The 19,977-nt window shown below is 33.6% G+C and carries 16 protein-coding genes; 8 read left to right on the top strand and 8 right to left on the bottom strand.

The genetic code is table 11. The features are described 5' to 3' along the window. Positions 1 to 232 precede the first annotated feature (232 nt). The 5 genes from ACFFGA_RS14295 to ACFFGA_RS14275 all read left to right on the top strand — a co-directional run bounded on the left by ACFFGA_RS14295 (position 233) and on the right by ACFFGA_RS14275 (position 7,564). Complete coding sequence (locus ACFFGA_RS14295; RefSeq protein WP_386065010.1) at positions 233 to 940, top strand: DUF4488 domain-containing protein; 708 nt, start codon at positions 233 to 235, stop codon at positions 938 to 940. 231 nt (positions 941 to 1,171) lie between these two features. Beyond that, positions 1,172 to 2,266 carry a redox-regulated ATPase YchF gene (ychF, locus tag ACFFGA_RS14290; RefSeq protein ID WP_386065009.1) on the top strand — a complete coding sequence of 365 codons (1,095 nt, stop codon included), beginning with the start codon at positions 1,172 to 1,174 and terminating at the stop codon, positions 2,264 to 2,266. Positions 2,267 to 2,558: 292 nt separating this feature from the next. Next, a complete protein-coding gene (locus ACFFGA_RS14285; protein WP_386065008.1) occupies positions 2,559 to 4,418 on the top strand; it encodes a DNA topoisomerase IV subunit B in 1,860 nt (619 codons plus the stop codon). Next, the gene (locus ACFFGA_RS14280; RefSeq protein WP_386065007.1) at positions 4,415 to 4,888 is read left to right on the top strand and encodes a hypothetical protein; all 474 of its coding nucleotides are present in this window, start codon (positions 4,415 to 4,417) and stop codon (positions 4,886 to 4,888) included. Before ACFFGA_RS14285 ends, ACFFGA_RS14280 begins: the two co-directional genes overlap by 4 nt. Further along, entirely contained in the window at positions 4,889 to 7,564 is a 2,676-nt protein-coding gene (locus ACFFGA_RS14275; RefSeq protein WP_386065006.1) for a DNA gyrase/topoisomerase IV subunit A, read from the top strand. Here ACFFGA_RS14275 and ACFFGA_RS14270 read toward each other — a convergent pair. The 3 genes from ACFFGA_RS14270 to ACFFGA_RS14260 are packed head-to-tail and all read right to left on the bottom strand — an operon-like array spanning position 7,561 to position 9,161. Continuing rightward, a complete protein-coding gene (locus ACFFGA_RS14270; RefSeq protein ID WP_386065005.1) occupies positions 7,561 to 8,349 on the bottom strand; it encodes a TerC family protein in 789 nt (262 codons plus the stop codon). The two genes, ACFFGA_RS14275 and ACFFGA_RS14270, sit on opposite strands and share 4 nt — an antisense overlap. Before the next feature lie 5 nt (positions 8,350 to 8,354). Beyond that, complete coding sequence (locus ACFFGA_RS14265) at positions 8,355 to 8,744, bottom strand: hypothetical protein (RefSeq protein ID WP_386065004.1); 390 nt, start codon at positions 8,742 to 8,744, stop codon at positions 8,355 to 8,357. Between the two features lie 45 nt (positions 8,745 to 8,789). Beyond that, the gene (locus ACFFGA_RS14260) at positions 8,790 to 9,161 is read right to left on the bottom strand and encodes a helix-turn-helix domain-containing protein (protein WP_386065003.1); all 372 of its coding nucleotides are present in this window, start codon (positions 9,159 to 9,161) and stop codon (positions 8,790 to 8,792) included. 304 nt (positions 9,162 to 9,465) lie between these two features. On the opposite strand from ACFFGA_RS14260, the gene ACFFGA_RS14255 reads away from it, so the two are divergent. Together ACFFGA_RS14255 and ACFFGA_RS14250 are read left to right on the top strand one after the other, a co-directional pair. Beyond that, positions 9,466 to 10,620, top strand: coding sequence for a M14 family metallopeptidase (locus ACFFGA_RS14255; RefSeq protein WP_386065002.1), 1,155 nt, complete (start codon positions 9,466 to 9,468; stop codon positions 10,618 to 10,620). Between the two features lie 65 nt (positions 10,621 to 10,685). Beyond that, complete coding sequence (locus ACFFGA_RS14250) at positions 10,686 to 11,165, top strand: Lrp/AsnC family transcriptional regulator (protein WP_386065001.1); 480 nt, start codon at positions 10,686 to 10,688, stop codon at positions 11,163 to 11,165. A gap of 90 nt (positions 11,166 to 11,255) precedes the next feature. On the opposite strand, the gene aroB is transcribed toward ACFFGA_RS14250, so the two are convergent. After that, positions 11,256 to 12,332 carry a 3-dehydroquinate synthase gene (gene aroB, locus ACFFGA_RS14245; protein ID WP_386065000.1) on the bottom strand — a complete coding sequence of 359 codons (1,077 nt, stop codon included), beginning with the start codon at positions 12,330 to 12,332 and terminating at the stop codon, positions 11,256 to 11,258. Positions 12,333 to 12,433: 101 nt separating this feature from the next. Here aroB and ACFFGA_RS14240 point away from each other — a divergent pair, with 101 nt between their 5' ends. After that, positions 12,434 to 13,606, top strand: coding sequence for a proline dehydrogenase family protein (locus tag ACFFGA_RS14240; protein WP_386064999.1), 1,173 nt, complete (start codon positions 12,434 to 12,436; stop codon positions 13,604 to 13,606). A 50-nt stretch (positions 13,607 to 13,656) separates the two neighbouring features. On the opposite strand, the gene ACFFGA_RS14235 is transcribed toward ACFFGA_RS14240, so the two are convergent. The 4 genes from ACFFGA_RS14235 to ACFFGA_RS14220 are packed head-to-tail and all read right to left on the bottom strand — an operon-like array spanning position 13,657 to position 19,871. Next, complete coding sequence (locus ACFFGA_RS14235) at positions 13,657 to 16,023, bottom strand: GumC family protein (protein ID WP_386064998.1); 2,367 nt, start codon at positions 16,021 to 16,023, stop codon at positions 13,657 to 13,659. Positions 16,024 to 16,044: 21 nt separating this feature from the next. Next, entirely contained in the window at positions 16,045 to 16,821 is a 777-nt protein-coding gene (locus ACFFGA_RS14230; protein WP_386064997.1) for a polysaccharide biosynthesis/export family protein, read from the bottom strand. A gap of 33 nt (positions 16,822 to 16,854) precedes the next feature. After that, positions 16,855 to 18,750 carry a polysaccharide biosynthesis protein gene (locus ACFFGA_RS14225; RefSeq protein WP_386064996.1) on the bottom strand — a complete coding sequence of 632 codons (1,896 nt, stop codon included), beginning with the start codon at positions 18,748 to 18,750 and terminating at the stop codon, positions 16,855 to 16,857. Next, a complete protein-coding gene (locus ACFFGA_RS14220; protein ID WP_386064995.1) occupies positions 18,744 to 19,871 on the bottom strand; it encodes a DegT/DnrJ/EryC1/StrS family aminotransferase in 1,128 nt (375 codons plus the stop codon). The genes ACFFGA_RS14225 and ACFFGA_RS14220 overlap by 7 nt, the downstream gene beginning before the upstream one ends. Positions 19,872 to 19,977: the final 106 nt, after the last annotated feature.

The following is a 19,977-nucleotide window of genomic DNA, read 5'->3' as shown; positions in this document are numbered from 1 at the left end:
ACGCACTACTCATAGCCAAAACCAATAAGCACAAGCCTAAAACAACCTTATTTTCAACTATTTACCTAATACCAAGGAGCAAAGTGTCAATCTTGTCCTTTATGTTAAATCCTTCCAAATCAAATTGCCAATACAACTTAAATTATTTAAATTTGGTTATGCTCTTATTCAATACTAAAACCACTAATAATAAGTCTATTAAAGGATGTTTTCAAGTTTAAAAAATCAAGTTATGAAAAGATTAAGCATAGTATTCGTTTTTACTTTAATGTCATTTGTTGTCAACGCACAAAGTCTTATTGGAGCGTGGGAAACCGTTTCCACAGCTAAAAATGGAGACCAGATAAAAAGCGTTGTGATTTTTGCGGATGGTTACCTTGCCATAAGTACGTATAACACTACTACAGATAAATTTATCAATACCCAAGGTGGTTCTTGGAATATGGACGGAGAAACTTTAACACAAACCACTGAGTTTAACACCGAAAATGCTGAACTTGTAGGTACAGCATCTAGTTATAATGTTACGGTTTCAGAGGAGCAATTAAAGGGTTTTGGAGACCATACTTACAAACGAATAGATAGTGGTGCACCTGGAGAATTGCAAGGCGCATGGTTAATGTCTGGTAGAATTAGAAATGGCGAAACGCAGGAGCGCGATACCAATCGTCCCAGAAAAACCATGAAAATTTTATCTGGCACACGTTTTCAATGGATAGCTTATAATACAGAGACCAAACAATTTATGGGCACTGGAGGTGGTACTTATACTACCAACGATGGTGATTATGTAGAAAATATTGAATTCTTTTCGAGAGATGATGCCAAAGTTGGACTTAGTCTAAAATTTAATTATGAATTAATCGATGGTAAATGGCATCACTCAGGATTGTCAAGTAAAGGAGATCCTATTCATGAAATATGGAGTGTAAGGGATTAATTTCGTTAGTTTCAATACTTTTCAGAATACTTCAAAATAAGCTTAAGCGACAGAAAGATCATTTCAAAAAATAATGATTCAACTATTCCACTAATTAATTACATTTGCACTCGCAAAAATCCCATCCTCACTCCTTCACAAAGGCAAGGAGGTTACGATAGGATTTTAATTGTTTAATTTTAATTACCCTTAAGAGTTCTCTTTCCTTTGGAAAGGGCTAGGGATAGGAATATGAAAGCTGGAATTGTAGGATTACCAAACGTAGGAAAATCAACCTTATTTAACTGTTTATCTAATGCCAAAGCGCAAAGTGCTAACTTTCCGTTTTGTACCATTGAGCCTAATATTGGTGTGGTGAATGTGCCAGACCCAAGATTGGCAAAACTAGAAGAATTGGTAAACCCAGAGCGTGTTATGCCTGCAACGGTAGAAATTGTGGATATTGCTGGTTTGGTAAAAGGAGCAAGTAAAGGTGAAGGTTTAGGCAATCAATTCTTGGCAAATATTAGAGAAACTGACGCTATTCTACACGTATTGCGTTGTTTTGATAATGATAATATTGTACATGTTGATGGTTCTGTAGATCCTATCAGAGATAAGGAAACCATTGATATGGAATTGCAATTAAAAGACTTGGAAACGGTAGAGAAGAAGCTAGACAAAGTAAAGCGTGCTGCAAAAACGGGTAACAAGGAAGCGCAGAAAGAAGAAGCTGTGTTGCTTAAAATAAAAGAGGGCTTAGAAGCTGGTACTTCGGTGAGAGCTTTGGAATTTTCTGATGAAGATTATGCAGACTATGTAAAGCCTTCGCAATTTATTACCGATAAGCCTGTAATGTATGTGTGTAACGTAGATGAAGGTGCTGCAACAACAGGTAATGCTTACGTAGAAAAAGTAAGAGAAACTGTTAAAGACGAAAATGCAGAAGTTTTAGTTTTAGCTGTAGGAACGGAAGCGGACATCAACGAATTGGACGATTATGAAGAACGCCAAATGTTTTTAGCAGACATAGGTTTAGATGAACCAGGTTCGGCAAAATTAATTCGTTCGGCTTACAAGTTATTAAATCAACAAACCTATTTTACTGCAGGAGTTAAGGAAGTGCGTGCTTGGACCGTAAGTGTTGGCGCTAGTGCACCACAAGCTGCTGGAGTTATTCATACCGATTTTGAAAAAGGTTTCATTAGAGCAGAAGTCATTGCTTACGACGATTATGTGCAATACGGAAGCGAAGCCAAAGTAAAAGAAGCTGGTAAAATGCGTGTAGAAGGAAAGAATTACATTGTTAAGGATGGAGATGTGATGCATTTCTTGTTTAATGTGTAATAACGTTTATTCGTATAAGCGTTTATCTGTAAACTTGATTTCTATTTAATCTTGATATACCAACAATAGAAATCAATACACTAATCAATGCAGATTTAAAAACCTGCTTTGATTTATCTCGTAATATTGATTTCCATCAAGAATCCCTAGAACATTCAAAATGAAAAGCTATAGTCGGAAAACTTCAAGTTTGACTTCTCATAACTTGTTAATTACTTTACGTAAACCGTATTTCATTTTTTAAGGTATAGTGTTATATTAGCGTTTCATCAAAAATTCCGACCTAATCTATATGGCAGAACAAACAAACTATACTGAAGATAATATACGCTCACTCGATTGGAAAGAACACATCCGAATGCGACCAGGTATGTATATCGGAAAGTTAGGTGATGGCTCGTCGCCAGACGATGGTATATACATTCTTCTAAAAGAAGTTCTGGATAACTCTATTGATGAGTTTGTAATGGGTGCTGGTAAGACCATTGAAATTTCAATACAAGGCGAGCGTGTTATTGTTAGGGATTATGGACGTGGTATTCCGCTTGGTAAGGTCGTTGATGTGGTTTCTAAGATGAATACTGGTGGTAAGTACGACTCTAAAGCCTTTAAAAAGTCTGTTGGACTTAATGGAGTTGGTACAAAAGCGGTAAATGCGTTGTCCACCTATTTTAGAGTTGAATCTACGCGTGATGGAAAATCAGCTTCAGCAGAATTTGAATTAGGCGAGCTAAAGGATGAAGAGTTTTTAGAGGAAACAACACGTAGAAAAGGAACTAAGGTTAGTTTTATTCCAGATAGTAGCATTTTTAAAAACTACAAATACCGAAATGAGTATGTTGTAAAAATGCTTAAAAACTATGTTTACCTCAATCCAGGATTGACCATAGTTTTTAATGGCGAAAAGTACTATAGTGAAAATGGCTTAAAAGACCTTTTGGCCGAAAACATCAATGAATCCGATTTGCTATATCCTATCATTCATCTTAGAGGTGATGATATTGAAGTAGCATTAACACACAGTAAAACCCAGTATAGCGAAGAATACCATTCGTTTGTTAACGGACAGAATACCACACAAGGAGGAACGCATTTAGCGGCATTTAGAGAAGCTTTGGTAAAAACTATAAGAGAATTTTACGGAAAAAATTACGATGCCTCTGATGTTAGAAAATCCGTTGTGTCTGCCATTGCTATAAAAGTCATGGAGCCTGTTTTTGAGAGTCAGACCAAAACCAAATTGGGTTCTACAGATATGGGAGGTGATTTGCCTACGGTTAGAACTTATATCAATGATTTTGTAAAAACGCATTTAGATAATTATTTACATAAAAACCCTAATGCTGCTGAAAAGATTCAGCGCAAAATCCTACAGGCAGAGCGTGAGCGTAAAGAATTATCCGGAATTAGAAAATTAGCAAAAGATAGAGCTAAGAAAGCGAGTCTTCATAATAAAAAATTACGCGATTGTAGAGTACACTTTGGTGATACCAAAAACGAAAGATATCTTGAAACAACGTTATTTATTACAGAGGGAGATTCGGCTTCTGGTAGTATTACAAAATCACGTGACGTTAATACACAAGCGGTTTTTAGCTTAAAAGGAAAACCTTTAAATTGCTATGGCTTAAGCAAGAAGATTGTATATGAAAATGAAGAATTTAATCTTTTACAAGCTGCTTTAAATATTGAAGAGTCCTTAGAAGATTTAAGATATAACAATGTGGTGATAGCAACTGATGCAGATGTAGATGGTATGCACATTCGCTTGTTGTTGATTACGTTCTTTTTGCAGTTCTTTCCTGAGGTTATAAAAGAAGGTCATTTGTATATTCTGCAAACTCCTTTGTTTAGAGTAAGAAATAAAAAAGAAACAATTTATTGCTATTCTGAAGAAGAGCGCGTTGAAGCCATAGAAAAGCTTAAACCAAAACCAGAGATTACGCGATTTAAAGGACTTGGTGAGATTTCTCCAGATGAATTTAAACATTTTATAGGTGATGATATACGCCTGGATCCTGTAATGTTGGATAAAGATATGTCCATAGAAGAGTTGTTATCTTTCTACATGGGTAAAAACACACCAACGCGACAAGAGTTTATTATAGATAATCTTAAGGTTGAACTTGATATTGTTGAGGATACTATATGAGAACAGACAATAGAAAAGTAAAAAATACAGTAGTATCTATTTATTTTATCCTAGTAGTATTTGCCATACTTTTAGCTACAGTTTTTAAGTCATTAGAATTTTTTGTGGACAGCACCTTTTTTATATTTTTAGGACTTTTCATACTGTTGGTGCTATTCCATTCTGTGGCTGGATATTTTGAATATGACAGCGATGGAGCTAAAATAATTGTGCTGAATAAAGGGCTTATACTAACAGAGTACATTAATTACAGAGAAAACAAAGTTGAGTTTGCGAGGCAACAGCTCGTTGGATTCAAAATAAAAAACTACATATTTTATAAGTCGTTAGTGCTTTTAATAAAAGGCTATGACGGAAGAAAAACAAAAGAACGCTTTAATATTACATTGCTAAAACGCAAAAAGTTGAAATACGTAAAGCAATCATTAAGTAAAACAGTAAAAGCAAATAGAAAGCTTAAAGAAGGATAGATGGCAGAAGAACATGAAGAAATGTTAAATGAAGATAACAGTAACCAAGAAACAATTACAAAGGTTACTGGAATGTATAAAGATTGGTTTTTAGATTATGCATCTTACGTAATCTTAGAACGTGCTGTACCAGCTATTGAAGATGGTTTTAAACCAGTGCAGCGTCGTATTATGCATTCTATGAAAGATTTAGACGATGGTCGCTACAATAAAGTTGCTAATATTGTTGGGCATACGATGCAGTATCATCCGCATGGAGATGCGAGTATTGCCGATGCCATGGTACAGATTGGGCAAAAAGATTTATTGATAGACACGCAAGGAAACTGGGGAAATATTTTAACTGGAGATAGAGCCGCAGCTTCTAGATATATCGAAGCAAGGTTGTCTAAATTTGCTTTAGATGTTGTTTACAACCCAAAAATAACGGAATGGCAGGCATCTTACGATGGAAGAAGAAAAGAGCCTGTAAATTTACCTGTAATGTTTCCATTACTGCTGGCTCAAGGTGGTGAAGGTATTGCTGTTGGACTTTCAACTAAAATTTTACCGCATAACTTTATTGAGCTTATTGATGCTTCTGTTAAGCATTTAAAAGGAAAGCGATTTACATTGTTACCAGATTTCCCAACAGCAGGTATTGCTGATGTTTCTAATTATAACGACGGCATGCGTGGTGGAAAAGTAAGGGTTAGAGCCAAAATTTCCCAGCACGATAAAAATACGCTTACCATTACCGAAATTCCATTTGGTACCACTACATCATCGCTTATAGATTCAATCTTAAAAGCAAATGATAAAGGGAAAATAAAAATTAAAAAGATTGAAGACAATACTGCTGCTGAAGTTGAAATACTAATCCATTTGCCTTCAGGATTGTCGCCAGACAAGACAATAGATGCCTTATATGCATTTACCAGCTGCGAAACATCCATTTCACCACTAGGTTGTGTTATTGAAGATAACAAACCCTACTTTGTTGGTGTATCGGAAATGTTGCGTCGTTCAACAGATAATACGGTTCAGCTTTTAAAGCAAGAACTTGAAATAAAATTAGGTGAATTTGAAGAGCAATGGCACTTTGCATCACTTGAGCGTATCTTTATAGAGAAAAGGATTTATCGTGATATTGAAGAAGAGGAAACCTGGGAAGGCGTTATTAAGGCTATTGACAAAGGGCTTCAACCTCATATTAAACATTTAAAGCGTAAGGTTACTGAGGAAGATATCGTTAGGTTAACCGAAATTCGAATTAAACGTATTTCAAAATTTGATATTGATAAAGCACAGCAAAAAATAGATGCATTAGAAGATCAAATAGCTGAGGTAAAACATCATTTGGCAAACCTTATTGATTATGCTATTGCTTATTTTGAAAGGCTTAAGAAGGAATATGGACAAGGAAAAGAGCGTAAAACAGAATTAAGAGCTTTTGAAGATGTTGATGCTACAAAAGTAGTTATACGTAATACAAAACTCTATGTCAATAGAGAAGAAGGGTTTATTGGTACATCACTAAAGCGCGACGAATACGTGTGTGATTGTAGTGATATAGACGATATCATTGTATTCACTAAAGAAGGTGTAATGATGGTAACAAAAGTAGATTCTAAGACTTTTGTTGGCAAGAACATTATCCACGTTGCTGTATTCAAGAAAAAAGATAAGCGTACGATTTACAATATGATTTATCGCGATGGTAAAAGTGGACCTTCTTATGTAAAACGTTTTGCCGTTACTAGCATCACTAGAGATAGAGAGTATGATTTAACAAACGGAAACAAAGGTTCTGTAGTTTGGTATTTTTCTGCAAATCCAAATGGTGAAGCCGAAGTGGTTACTATTATGCTTCGTCAAGTAGGAAGTATTAAAAAACTGAAATGGGATTTAGATTTTGCAGATATACTAATAAAAGGTAGAGCATCTAAAGGTAATCAGGTGACTAAACATCCTGTAAAACGTGTAGAGCTTAAAGAGAAAGGTGTTTCAACACTAAAACCTCGCAAAATATGGTTTGACGATACTGTGCAACGACTAAATGTTGATGGTAGAGGTGAATTAATAGGTGAGTTTAGAGGTGAAGACCGCATACTTGTCATTACACAATCAGGATTGGTTAAAACCATTATTCCAGAATTAACGACGCATTTTGATAGTGATATGATTGTATTGGAAAAATGGATACCTAAAAAACCTATTTCAGCAATTTACTATGATGGCGAAAAAGAACGTTATTATGTAAAGCGTTTTTTAATAGAGCATGAAGGCAAAGAAGAGTCGTTTATTTCAGATCATGCTAACTCGCAATTAGAGATTGTTTCTACAGATTGGAGGCCTATGGCAGATGTAGAATTCACTAAAGAACGTGGTAAAGATCGTAAGCCTAACATGGAAGTTAATCTTGAAGAATTTATTTCAGTAAAAGGTATTAACGCTCTTGGAAATCAATTAACTAAAGATAAAGTAAATCAGATTAGTTTGTTAGATCCCTTACCTTACGAAGCACCAGAAGAAGTTCATGCAGATGAGCTGGATGTTGTTGATGAAGAAACTGTATCGGTAGATTTAAGTACTTCTCAGAATTCGGATAATTCAGAATCTAATTCATCATCAAAAAATAGTGATGATGAAGATGATTTGGATGTTGATGATAAAGGTCAGGTAACCTTATTTTAAGATTTCTTCTTTACAGTTTTAAAATTTAAAAACTCTACAAAAAGCGAGAATGCTATTGCAAAATAGAGATAACCTTTTGGTATCGCGCCAACTGTTTTTCCAAAGAATTCCGTGTGAGATAGGTGTGCAGCCTCAGTAATAAGCATAAAGCCTATAAGAATTAAGAATGCTAAGCCCAGGACTTGCATACTTGGGTTGCGGTCTATGAACTTACGGATTGGGTTAGCAAAGCCTATCATGACAGCGATAGATATCATAACGGCTATAATCATTAAAACAAGAGTGTAGTTGTGGTTTGGGTGTAAGCCGTTGGTCATGCCAACTGCTGTTAAAATAGAATCTACAGAAAAAATAAAATCGATAATAAGTATTTGTGTTATCGCTTGGTTTAGGGATTTTATAACTTTAGATTTTACGGCATTCTTATCATGAGCTGGCGTTTCAACCTTTTCCCTTATTTCCTTGGTGCTCTTGTAGATTAAGAATAATCCTCCGGCAAATAGAATAATGGCTTGCCAACTCACAGCTATAGTAAGCCAATTACTTTCAAACTTATAAAAAGGCTCGCTTAAGCCAACTAGAAATGACACAAAGAACAGTAGTACAATGCGCTGCACCATAGCAAGAACCAAGCCAATATTAGTTGCTTTGTTGCGTTGATGTTCAGGTAGCTTATTGGCTGCAATAGAGATGAATACAATGTTATCTATTCCTAGGATAATCTCTAGGAATGTGAGTGTGAGTAATGCCATAATGGCATCTGAAGTGAACAAAAATTCTAACATAGTTTTTATTTAATTCTATAGGCAACGCCTTTTTCGACACGCAAAGGTCTATTAGGTTTTTTTACCGTAAGCTTGTATTCAAATGAATAGGAAGATGTTCCGTCAGTTGATAATATTTTCATGTGCAGTGGGTCTTTTTCTGCATTGGATTTAGGATTCAATGTTTTTAAAATAAATTCACAATCATTAATCCATCTCACTGATGACGAATCTACCTTTCCATCGTAATAATTGATGCTTAAGCTATCTGTGCGTATAAATCTAGCTGTTTTTTCAACCCCATCAACAATGTAATTGAATTTATACTCTCCCGTCTTAAAGTCTGCGCAATTGCGCTCATTGTTGTAACAGCTTACTAATGTAAGACAAAGTAAAATTGCTAAAAGTGCTTTCATTTTATGGCTTTGTACAAAGATAATGAATAGCATTATGATTTTGAACTATGGTTTGTAGCTTTTAAAAGTACCGTCTTTATAAAAAATAACGATTTTTTCTATTTCTGAGGTGTTTTCGGTGTTTTTGCTTCTTATTGGTTCAGGTTCAGGCTTAGAATAATTTGAATCTGGTAAGTCAGAAATCTTTTGGGTGCTAGGAAACTGTCCTTTGCCATTTAGCAACCAATACAATTCAACATCTGGATAGGAGTGTAGTACCTTCATTACAAAATCTAAACTAGGCTTATTTCTGCCAGAAAGTATATGAGATATACTAGAGCGCTGTACACCAATTTTTTCAGCAAAACTTGAAGCAGTTTCGTCGTGAAAATCGATGACTTTTTGTAGTCGTTCGGTAAATTTGGCTGAGTTTATCATTGTAAACTTTTAAAACACATTTATAACGATACAAATGTAAACAATAGTATTTGATTTGCTGTTAAAATTATAATATTCACTATTAAATACTTAAAGTATTAGTTGTTTAAAATTACATAACTAACTGATATATAAAGTAATATTATTTTAAAAATATCTTTATTGAATTTTTTTCAATATGTTGTGGAATAGTACAGTAAAATAGAAGTGCATTTGTATAACATTGTAACATTTTGTTTAAAATTTATTGTTTACAAATGTAAAATGTCAAATGATTACATTTGTAACCTCATAGAATTCACCAATGAAGTTAGAGCATCTAAATAGTTTATATTCGTTAGTAAAATCATCATCGTTATATGGTCGCTATATAACCAATTCAGATATTGAAAAGTGTCTTGAAAAATTTCCACAATCTATTGTTTCTGTAATAGGTAAGTCAGTTGAAAATCGTCCTATCTATAGTGTAGAATTTGGAGCTGGTCCAAACAAAGTATTATTATGGTCGCAAATGCATGGTAACGAATCCACAACGACTAAGGCATTATTTGATTGTTTCAACCTCTTTTTAACCAATAATGACATTCCAAACAGTATTTTGGAAGCTTGTACGTTAATGGTTATTCCTATTTTAAATCCAGATGGTGCTGAGCGTTATACACGAGTAAATGCTAACGATGTTGATTTAAATAGAGATGCACAGCATCTTTCGCAACCAGAAAGTAAAGTGCTGCGATCGGTGTTTGATAGCTTTAAGCCAGACTACTGTTTTAATCTTCATGGACAGCGAACCATCTATAATGTTGGAGAAAGTAATGTGTCATCAACATTATCGTTTTTGTCACCATCACAAGATAATGAGCGTTCTCTAACCGCAAACAGAAAGGCTGCTATGCATATTATTTCGAAGATAAATGATGCGTTACAGGTGGAAATTCCTAATGGTATAGCGCGCTATGATGATGGTTTTAATCTCAATTGTGTTGGTGATACGTTTCAGAACCTTGGTGTGGCCACTTTATTGTACGAAGCAGGGCATTTGCCTAATGACTATAATAGGGAAGAGGTGAGACGTTTAATGTTTTCGGCAATCTTAACAGGTTTATATGCAATTTCTAAAGGTGTTGATGAATCTGATTATCAAAACTATTTTTCTATACCAGAGAATGACAAACGGTTTTATGATATTATCATTAGAAATGCGAAACTTGATGAGGCAATAGATGATAATGTAAATATCGCTATTTTATATAGAGAAGAGCTAATTAATGGAAAAGTGGCATTTATTCCTGTTATTGAATCTATTTCAGATTTAAAAAATCATTTTGGTCATAAAGAAATTGATGCAAAAGGAGGTATAGTAAAATCAGTAGAAAATTCTGTCCTAAAAACAACTTACGAAATCGATTTCGTTTTAGTGAATAATGAAAAAATCGCATTGAAACCACTAAAAAATTAGCTATTTGTAGGTATTCCTTGAATAATTTATCTTAATTTTGCGTATTGTTTAAAAATAATACAATTATGGCAAAATTTAAATTAGACGAAATCGACCACCAAATTTTGGATATGCTCATTGATAATACGCGTATTCCATTTACAGATATAGCAAAAAAATTATTGATTTCTGCTGGTACAGTTCATGTACGCGTTAAAAAAATGGAAGAGGCAGGTATCATTAAGGGATCTTCCTTAACTTTAGATTATAAAAAGTTAGGGTATTCTTTTATAGCTTATGTTGGTGTTTTTCTTCAAAATACATCACAGACCAAATTTGTATTAGAACGCATTAATCAAATTCCTTATGTTACCGTAGCTCATATCACAACTGGGAAATTTAATATATTTTGTAAGGTAAGAGCTAAGGATACAATGCATGCAAAGGATATTATTTTTATGCTAGATGATATTGATGGAGTTTATAGAACTGAGACTATGATATCTCTAGAAGAAAGTATCAATGACAAAAAACGATTGATGCATACTATTTTCAACGAACTATAACTAACTAATTTTATATATCAAAAAAGCCCTTAGTATTATTGTACTAAGGGCTTTTTTTATAATTCTACACAATTTGTGGTAATGTTGACGCTAATTTTGTGAATTATAATATTCAAAAGCCTCAGTAATTAAATCATTTTCCACTTGACAGTCTATTTTTGGCTTGCCAATGGCTTCTAAAAGCACAAACTTTACAATGCCATGGCTATTTTTCTTATCGTGTTTTAATAGATTGAAAATGAATTTTTGGTCATTTAGGCTAATATCAACTTTGTTGAATGTTTTTAAAATACCATCAGTTATAGCCTTTAATTCACTATCAGGCAAACCAGTTGTTTTATTGGATAAATATGCTTCTAATATCATACCAATAGCTATTGCTTCACCATGCAAAAGCGGTGTTTTGTCAGCGTTGCCTAAAAAGTAACTTTCAATGGCATGTCCAAGGGTGTGTCCAAAATTTAAAATCTTTCTTAAACCTTGCTCTCCAGGATCTTCAGTAACTACTTTATTTTTTATAACTACTGAATCATATATCAAATCATCTAAGTCCGATAGTGTTAATTTTTCAAAATTAAGTAGGGTTTCCCAATAGTTTTTATCATAGATTAAACCATGTTTAAGCATTTCAGCATACCCAGAAACCATTTGTTGAGGAGGTAAAGTATCCAGGAAAGCTGTGTCGATGAGCACCATGCTTGCTTCACTAATAACTCCAATCTGATTTTTTAATGTACCTAGGTCAACACCTGTTTTTCCACCAACAGAGGCATCTACCATTGCCAGCAATGAAGTAGGTATATTAATGTAATCGATGCCACGCATATAAGTGCTCGCCACAAAACCACCTAAATCTGTAACTACACCACCTCCTAAGTTAATCATTAAGCTTTTTCTATCAGCATTGTAATCTGATAATGCTTCCCAAACACCTGTACAGATGTCTATGGTTTTATGGTCTTCGCCTTCCGGCATTTCCATAACTTCAACGATAATTTCGCCAGATTTTAGTTCGGCTAAAAAACTTGGAAGACAGTCCTCATGGGTATTAGTATCTACAAGGACAAAGATATTTGAAGGTTTTGTTGCCTTAATATATTTGTTTAATTCTACATATACTTCTTTATTGAAGTGAATTACAGCGTTTTTTGTTTTTATAGACGTCATAGTATGAATAAGCGAAAATTAAAGTTGTTAAAATTACTTTCTTTTTTTAGAAAAAAGTACGATAAGGATTAAATATATTTGTATCCATATAATTTTCACTAATGATAGACCACTCACTATTTGAAGATACTGGAACTGCATTTGCATTAAAATCTGATTCCGAATTAGAGCGTGCATATTTTCTGTTTAAAATGATTTCTTCTCAACCCTTGGTTCGTATAGGAACAGCAGCCACTAATTTTGCGTTAAAAGCCAATTTGCCTGTTGAGGGTTTAATTCGTTCTACAGTATTCGACCATTTTTGTGGTGGAGTTAGTGAAGACGATTGTTTGCCGGTTATAGATAAATTGTACTCAAAAGGTGTTAGTTCTGTTTTAGATTATTCTGTTGAAGGAAAGGAGACAGAAAATCAGTTTGACAGTGCTTTAGAGAAAATATTAAAGATTATCCGTTTTTGTGATGAAAAAGAAGCCATGCCTATCGTTGTTTTTAAACCTACAGGTTTTGGGAGGTTCCATCTCTACCAGAAAAAAACCGAAGGTGTAGATTTTACTGAAGCTGAACAAGAGGAGTGGAACAGAATTGTTGCAAGGTTTGATGCTGTTTGTAAGCTTGCAAAAGAAAAAGATGTTGAGGTATTAATAGATAGTGAGGAAAGTTGGATGCAGGATGCTGCTGACGATTTGGTTGAGGATATGATGTACACCTATAATAAAGAGAATACTATTGTTTACAATACATTGCAGACCTATCGTTGGGACCGTTTAGATTATCTCAAAGCGTTGCACCAACGTGCAAAAACTGAAGGCTTTAAGGTGGGTATTAAAATTGTTCGTGGTGCTTATATGGAAAAAGAGCGCAATAGAGCAGAGGAAAAGGGATATACATCTCCAATTTGTGAAAGCAAACTTGCAACAGATGATAACTTTAATAACTCCTTAAAATACATTTTAGAAAATTTAAATACGATATCTGTATTCATTGGAACTCATAACGAAAAAAGTTGTTATCTCGCCATGGAACTTATGGAAAAATTTAATATTTCTAAAAGCGATAACAATGTTTGGTTTGGGCAATTGTATGGTATGAGTGACCATATTAGTTATAACTTGGCAGCAGCAGGTTATAACGTGGCTAAATACATTCCTTTTGGTCCTGTAAAAGATGTTATGCCGTATTTAATTAGAAGGGCAGAGGAGAATACTTCTGTTGCTGGGCAAACCAATCGAGAACTTTCACTTTTGAAAGCAGAAAAAAAACGCCGAAAATTATAATGCCTCGTCCATTGGACAAGGCATTGTAAAATATTAATTGTGCGTTTTGATTACGAAAAGATTTGATACCATTTCTTTTTCTTATTAGGATTATCTCCATAGCCGTAGCCATAGCCATAACCTTTTGGTCCAGATTTTAAACCATTCAATAACATTGTCATGTTAGGTAATCGTTTATCATCGTAAAGTGTTTTGGCAACATGTACTAATTGTCGTTTGTCCACACCATCTGCACTAACTACATAAATAAACATGTCTGCATACTTAGAAATAAGTAGCGTATCACTAACCAAACCTACTGCCGAAGTATCAGCAATGATGTAATCATATTTTTTATCAAAATAATTAAATAGTTCTTCAACTCTATCGCTCATCAATAATTCTGATGGATTTGGAGGTATTGTACCAGATGGAATGATATCTAAGTATGGATTACCTTTACGTTTCACTATAACTTCTTGAGGTTTTATAGATGAATCAGCTAGATAATCTGTAAGTCCCTTTTTAGGCTTTTCAGCAATCTCAAGATAATCTAAGATTTTTGGGACTCTAATATCCATTTCTATTAAGAGTACTGACTTTTCTGAATATGAAATAGAAGTTGCTAGATTTGTACTTGTGTGCGATTTTCCTTCTTGTGCTTTAGTTGATGTAATAAATAACCTCTTGGCTCTTCCATCTACTCCTTTAAGCATAAAATCCACATTAGATCTTACGATCCTAAAAGCTTCCGCTTTTGGAGAATAATCAGCTTTTTTAACAAGCTTTTCCTTTTTAGAAGATCTAGGAATGTCACCAATATATGGTATGTTTAATATACTAACTAAATCATTCTTTTGATAGAGTTTGGTGTCTAACAAGTCAGAAACATAAATTAACCCAAGCGGAATCATGAGTCCAAAAATTAATGCTGCCAAATATGTAATTGTTGGATTTGGTGCTACAGGTTTAAATGACGAGTAGGCATCATCAACAATTTTTGCATTTGGTTGATACATACCAAGTCTTATCGCTGATTCTTCTCTCTTTTCTAATAAGTACAAATAAAGAGATTCTTTAATATCTTGTTGACGTTGTACACCTCTAAACTTCCTAGCTTTTGATGGTGCGACATAGAGTTGTCCACTTATTCTATTACTTTCATTGTTTAAATTATTTAGCGTAAGTTCTGAAGTTTTCTTCATACTGTTCAATGAACTTTGAAGATTGTTTTTTAAGGCATCAATCTGATTGTTCAATTGTACAACCGTTGGGTTTTTTTCAGTAGAACTTTTTAGAAGCTTATCTCTTTTAGCAACCAATTCATTATGGTTTCTAATAATCTGTGCCGTATTAGAATCACCGATACCTACATTGGCAGGTAACATATCACTAATTTTATTTTCATCATTGAGTTCTTCTTGCAAATAAGAAATCATCTGAATATTAGTGGCTGTGGTAGATATTTGTTGATCTAGTTGTTTTTTTGCTTGTAGATTTAAATTGGTTTGAGAACTTAAATCAGTTAAATTGTTTTGTTGTTGTACCTGCTCAGCATTATTTTCTACTTCACCTAATTCTTCTTGTACTTGCTCTAGACGTTTGTTAATGAAATCTGAGGTTACCCTAACAACCTCTTCCTTATCATTAAGAACATCATCATTATATTCTGCAATCAATTGATTAAGAAAATCTACCGCTTTTTGAGCGACGGTTTCTTTTAACTCTAACTCAATTACGCTAGAGCCTTTTTCTGTAAAAGCGCTAACGCTTTTTTGGTATCCGCTAACAAGTTTTGTTACTGGTGTAATAGTTATTTTAAGATTTCTTCCTTTTATAAAGGAATCAGATTCTAAATTAGGAACGAGCACAATGCCACCATAATTTGTGTCTATTTTGTCACCGAAGGCATATACTTTACCTTCGGATTCGTCTCTATCCATAAATGACTTACCATCGTCTTTAAACAAAATAAACTCGGCATCATTCTTTATTTTAATATAAATGTTTGCCTTTACATTATTGATTACAGAATCGCTTTCAAAAAAGCTTATACTGATAGGTGGGTTTTCATATAATTCTTTCTCTTTTATCTTACCTTGATTAAATATTCGAATATTAAGTCTTAGCTTTTTTATGATGTTTTCCATCAATGTACGTGACTTTATAATCTGAATTTCATCCTTTATTTTATCGGTTCCTCCAGAAAATAGACCTTCACTGCTAATTTCTTCAATACTAGGTAATTTAGTAGATTGTTTTTCATCACGAATCTTAATAGTGGCAGTGGCTTTAAACTCATACGTAGTATATCTCAGGTAAGCATATCCTATTGCGATTGCTAGAATAACAGATAGCAGAATCCATTTCCAATAAGAAAGGAAAAGCTCTACTTTTTGTTTTATATCTGCGGTTACTGAACTTGAGTTTGATTCCATAAATACTATAAATGTATACTATTATCTTATTAAGAAAACGGCTGCAATGGTAGTAAGTGTACCAATAGCTGAAATTAATACTGAATTGTTTTGGTTATACGTAGATGAACGAATCTTAGCATTATTCGGTTCAACGTATATAACATCGTTTTGTTGTAAATAATATACTGGTGAGTTAACTACATTTACCGTAGTAAGATCTATTTTTGCATATTTCTTTTTGCCATCTATCTCTCTTACTAAAAGTACATTTTTTCGTTTTCCGAAAATAGTTAAGTCATCAGCCAGTCCTAAAGCTTCAAGGATAGTGATTCTTTCATCTTGTATGGTAAATGTACCAGGATTTCTTACCTCACCTAAAATGGTCACTGTAAAATTGGCTAACCTTACATTTACAATTGGGTCAGTAACGTATTCACTTATCCTTTCAGTTAGCATATTTGTTAGCTCTGTTCTTGTTAAACCAGCTATTTGTAATGTTCCTAAAACAGGAAATTGTATGTTACCATCGTAATCTACCAAATAGGTTTGTTGTTGTGTACCACCTCTTGCATTTAGAATATCTGTTGTTCCGCCAGAAACAAAAGAAAGATTAAAAGGTCTTACAGTATCTGGGTCTAATGCAGCAACATTAATTGTTAAAATGTCATCTGGTTTATAGATTAACTGCTTAGGCTCGGACATTGTAACATCTCCTTCTATGGGCTCGTCTTGAAAGTAAACTATGTTTTTGCGAGAACCACAAGAAGACAACATTAATAATGCAAGTATTGGAATAATGAGATTACGAGTTTTCATTTTTATTTTTTTAGGTATAGTTTATTATTTGGATTATTTTTTTGTGTCTAAGACTTCGTACGTCGAATTATTGGATATATATTCAGGTATTAACTGTTTTATAGATGATACGATTTCCAGTGGTTGTGTTAGGGTTTTTACTGCCGTTAATTTATTGATTTGTTTTTCAACTTCATCAATATCCACATGTCTGGATTTAGCAATCATTATTTTTTCGTGATAGGTTTTCTTTGTGTTTTCTCCATCAGCTAAAAGTTCTTCATAGATTTTTTCACCTGGTCTTAGACCTGTAATTTTTATATCTATATCTTCAGGATAGCGTAATCCGGAAAGAATAATCATATTAGTTGCTAGGTTGAAAATCTTTATAGGTTCTCCCATGTCAAATACAAATATTTCGCCACCATTACCCATTGCAGCTGCTTCTAGTACTAATTGACATGCTTCTGGGATGGTCATGAAATAACGTGTTATTTCCTTGTGTGTCACCGTTAAAGGACCTCCTTTTTCAATCTGTTTTTTAAATAAAGGAATTACTGAACCGTTAGAGCCGAGTACATTACCAAATCTTGTGGTAATGAATTTAGTGTGTCCTTTGCCTTTAAGACATGTTACATATAGTTCTGCAATTCGTTTTGTTGCACCCATAACATTAGTTGGGTTTACAGCTTTGTCTTTAGAAATTAAAACAAATTTATCTACGCTATGCTTAACTGCTATGTCAGCTACATTTTTGGTACCACCTATATTAACACTAACAGCTTCAAACGGGTTATTCTCCATTAAAGGAACATGTTTATAGGCTGCAGCATGAAAGACTACTTTAGGTTTATATTGATTAAATATTTGGTCTATTCTAGATTTGTTTCTTACATCGGCTACAATAGCATCAATATTTGATAATCCTTGTTGTCTAAATTCTTGTTGAATATCGTATAGTGCTGATTCTGCATTATCCACAAGAATTAGTTTTTTGTAATTATATAGACTTACTTTTCTACATATTTCACTACCAATAGACCCTGCAGCACCTGTAATTAATATTACTTTGTTGTCGTATTGTTCTTCTAAATCCGGATTTTTAATATTGATTGGATCTCTACCAAGTAAATCTTCAATTTTTACTTCTTTTATCTGACCTACACTTAGATCACCATCAATCCAGCTTTGTACAGGAGGAACTATTTTTACTTTAAGTCCTAAGGAAAATAAACTTCCTGTTATTTGCAGAAGTCTTGTAGGATCAATGTTTTGAATAGAGATGATAACATCTTCTACATTATGTTTCTTTATAAACTTTTCGTCAATTTCACTTATACTAAAGACCTTAAGCAAGTTTATTTTCTTTCCTACTTTTCGTTCATCATCATCAATGAAGCCAACAACTTCCAAGCCACTTTTAGTGTCATTTTGAATGGCATCATAAGTAAGCATTCCTGAATTGCCAGCACCAAATATTAATACATTGGAAATGGTTTTAAAATCCTGAGTAATCTGATTGTAAAGCGATTTTATAAATAATTTGGCTCCAATTAAGAATAAAATATTTAGCAATAAATGGATATATATAATTGAACCCGAAATATCAAACAGATTTTCATCTCCGAGAAATTTTCTACTTAGAAATGTACAGCATATAAGTATTGTTGCCAGTATATTGGCACCAATAATAACATTGATGATATCCTTAAATCCGGTAAATCTTACAACACCTTTATACGAGCCAATAGCAATTAAACTTATAGCAGCTATAACAGCAACATAAGGTGTTTGTTTTAAAACGGTAAGTAAATCAAAATCAAACTGAAAGTTATATCTTATAAGATATGCTAAGAAAAAAGTAGCAACAACAATTGTTACGTCAAATAGTAATACTAACCATTTTGAGGCATATCTCTGTGAAATTCTATGTAGAAAATTGACTAACATATTGCAAAATACGTATTTATGGCTGAAATTACTCTATCCAATTGTTCATTAGTAAGATTTGAACCACTTGGTAAACAAAGTCCACGATCAAATAACTCATCCGAAACACCATTTAAATAACTAGGTGCATCTTTAAAAATTGGTTGTTGATGCATTGGTTTCCATAATGGTCTTGATTCAATATTTTCTTCCTCAAGTGCTAATCTTAAACCTTCTCTTGTTTCTATAGAATCTAGCAATATAGCCGTTAACCATCGGTTAGAAAAATGACCTTTTGGTTCATTTAAGAATGTAATCTTATTAATATGAGAAAGCTCATTTTTATAAAACTCATGATTAGAACGACGTTTAGCAACATGGCTATCTAGGATTGTCATTTGACCACGACCAATACCAGCTACGATATTAGACATTCTATAGTTATAACCAATATGCGAATGTTGATAATGTGGAGCATCGTCTCTTGCTTGTGTTGCTAAGAATACAGCTTTGTCTTTATGTGCTTTTGTTCTTGTAACTAAGGCACCTCCACCAGAGGTTGTTATAATTTTATTACCATTAAAAGACAGAATTGATAAGTTACCAAATGTACCACAGTTTTGGCCATTGTATAAACTACCAAGTGATTCTGCGCTATCTTCAACTATTGGTATATTATAAGTTTCTGCTATTTTATGAATTTCATCAACTTTATAAGGCATCCCATATAAATGTACAGGAATAATAGCCTTAGGTTTTTTGCTTTTTGCAATTCTATCTTTAATAGCTATTTCAAGTTGAATAGGGCACATATTCCAAGTGTCACTTTCGCTATCTACAAAAACAGGTGTAGCTCCTTGGTAAACAATTGGATTGGCAGAAGCCGAAAAGGTTTTACTTTGACAAATAACTTCATCACCATAAGTAACACCTAATAAAATAAGGCTTAAGTGTAGGGCTGAAGTACCAGAAGCTAATGCAGCTACATATCGGTCTTCATTAAGGTAAGATTGCAAATCATTTTCAAAGCCATTAACGTTTGGTCCTAATGGAGCAACCCAGTTAGTGTCAAAAGCTTCTTTTATGTAAGTTTGTTCGGCACCGCTCATATGAGGTGACGATAACCATATTTTAGGTTTCATAAGCAAAAATTGTTAAGTAATAGACATTACTATCTCAATTTCATGTCTTAGAGGGATTTGGGACACGATCTAAAAATCGGTTAAATATGCGTTAATAATATGACTC

The sequence above is a fragment of the Winogradskyella pulchriflava genome (assembly GCF_042434315.1).
Lineage (GTDB): Bacteria > Bacteroidota > Bacteroidia > Flavobacteriales > Flavobacteriaceae > Winogradskyella > Winogradskyella pulchriflava.
This window is presented reverse-complemented; position numbering and strand designations above follow the sequence as displayed.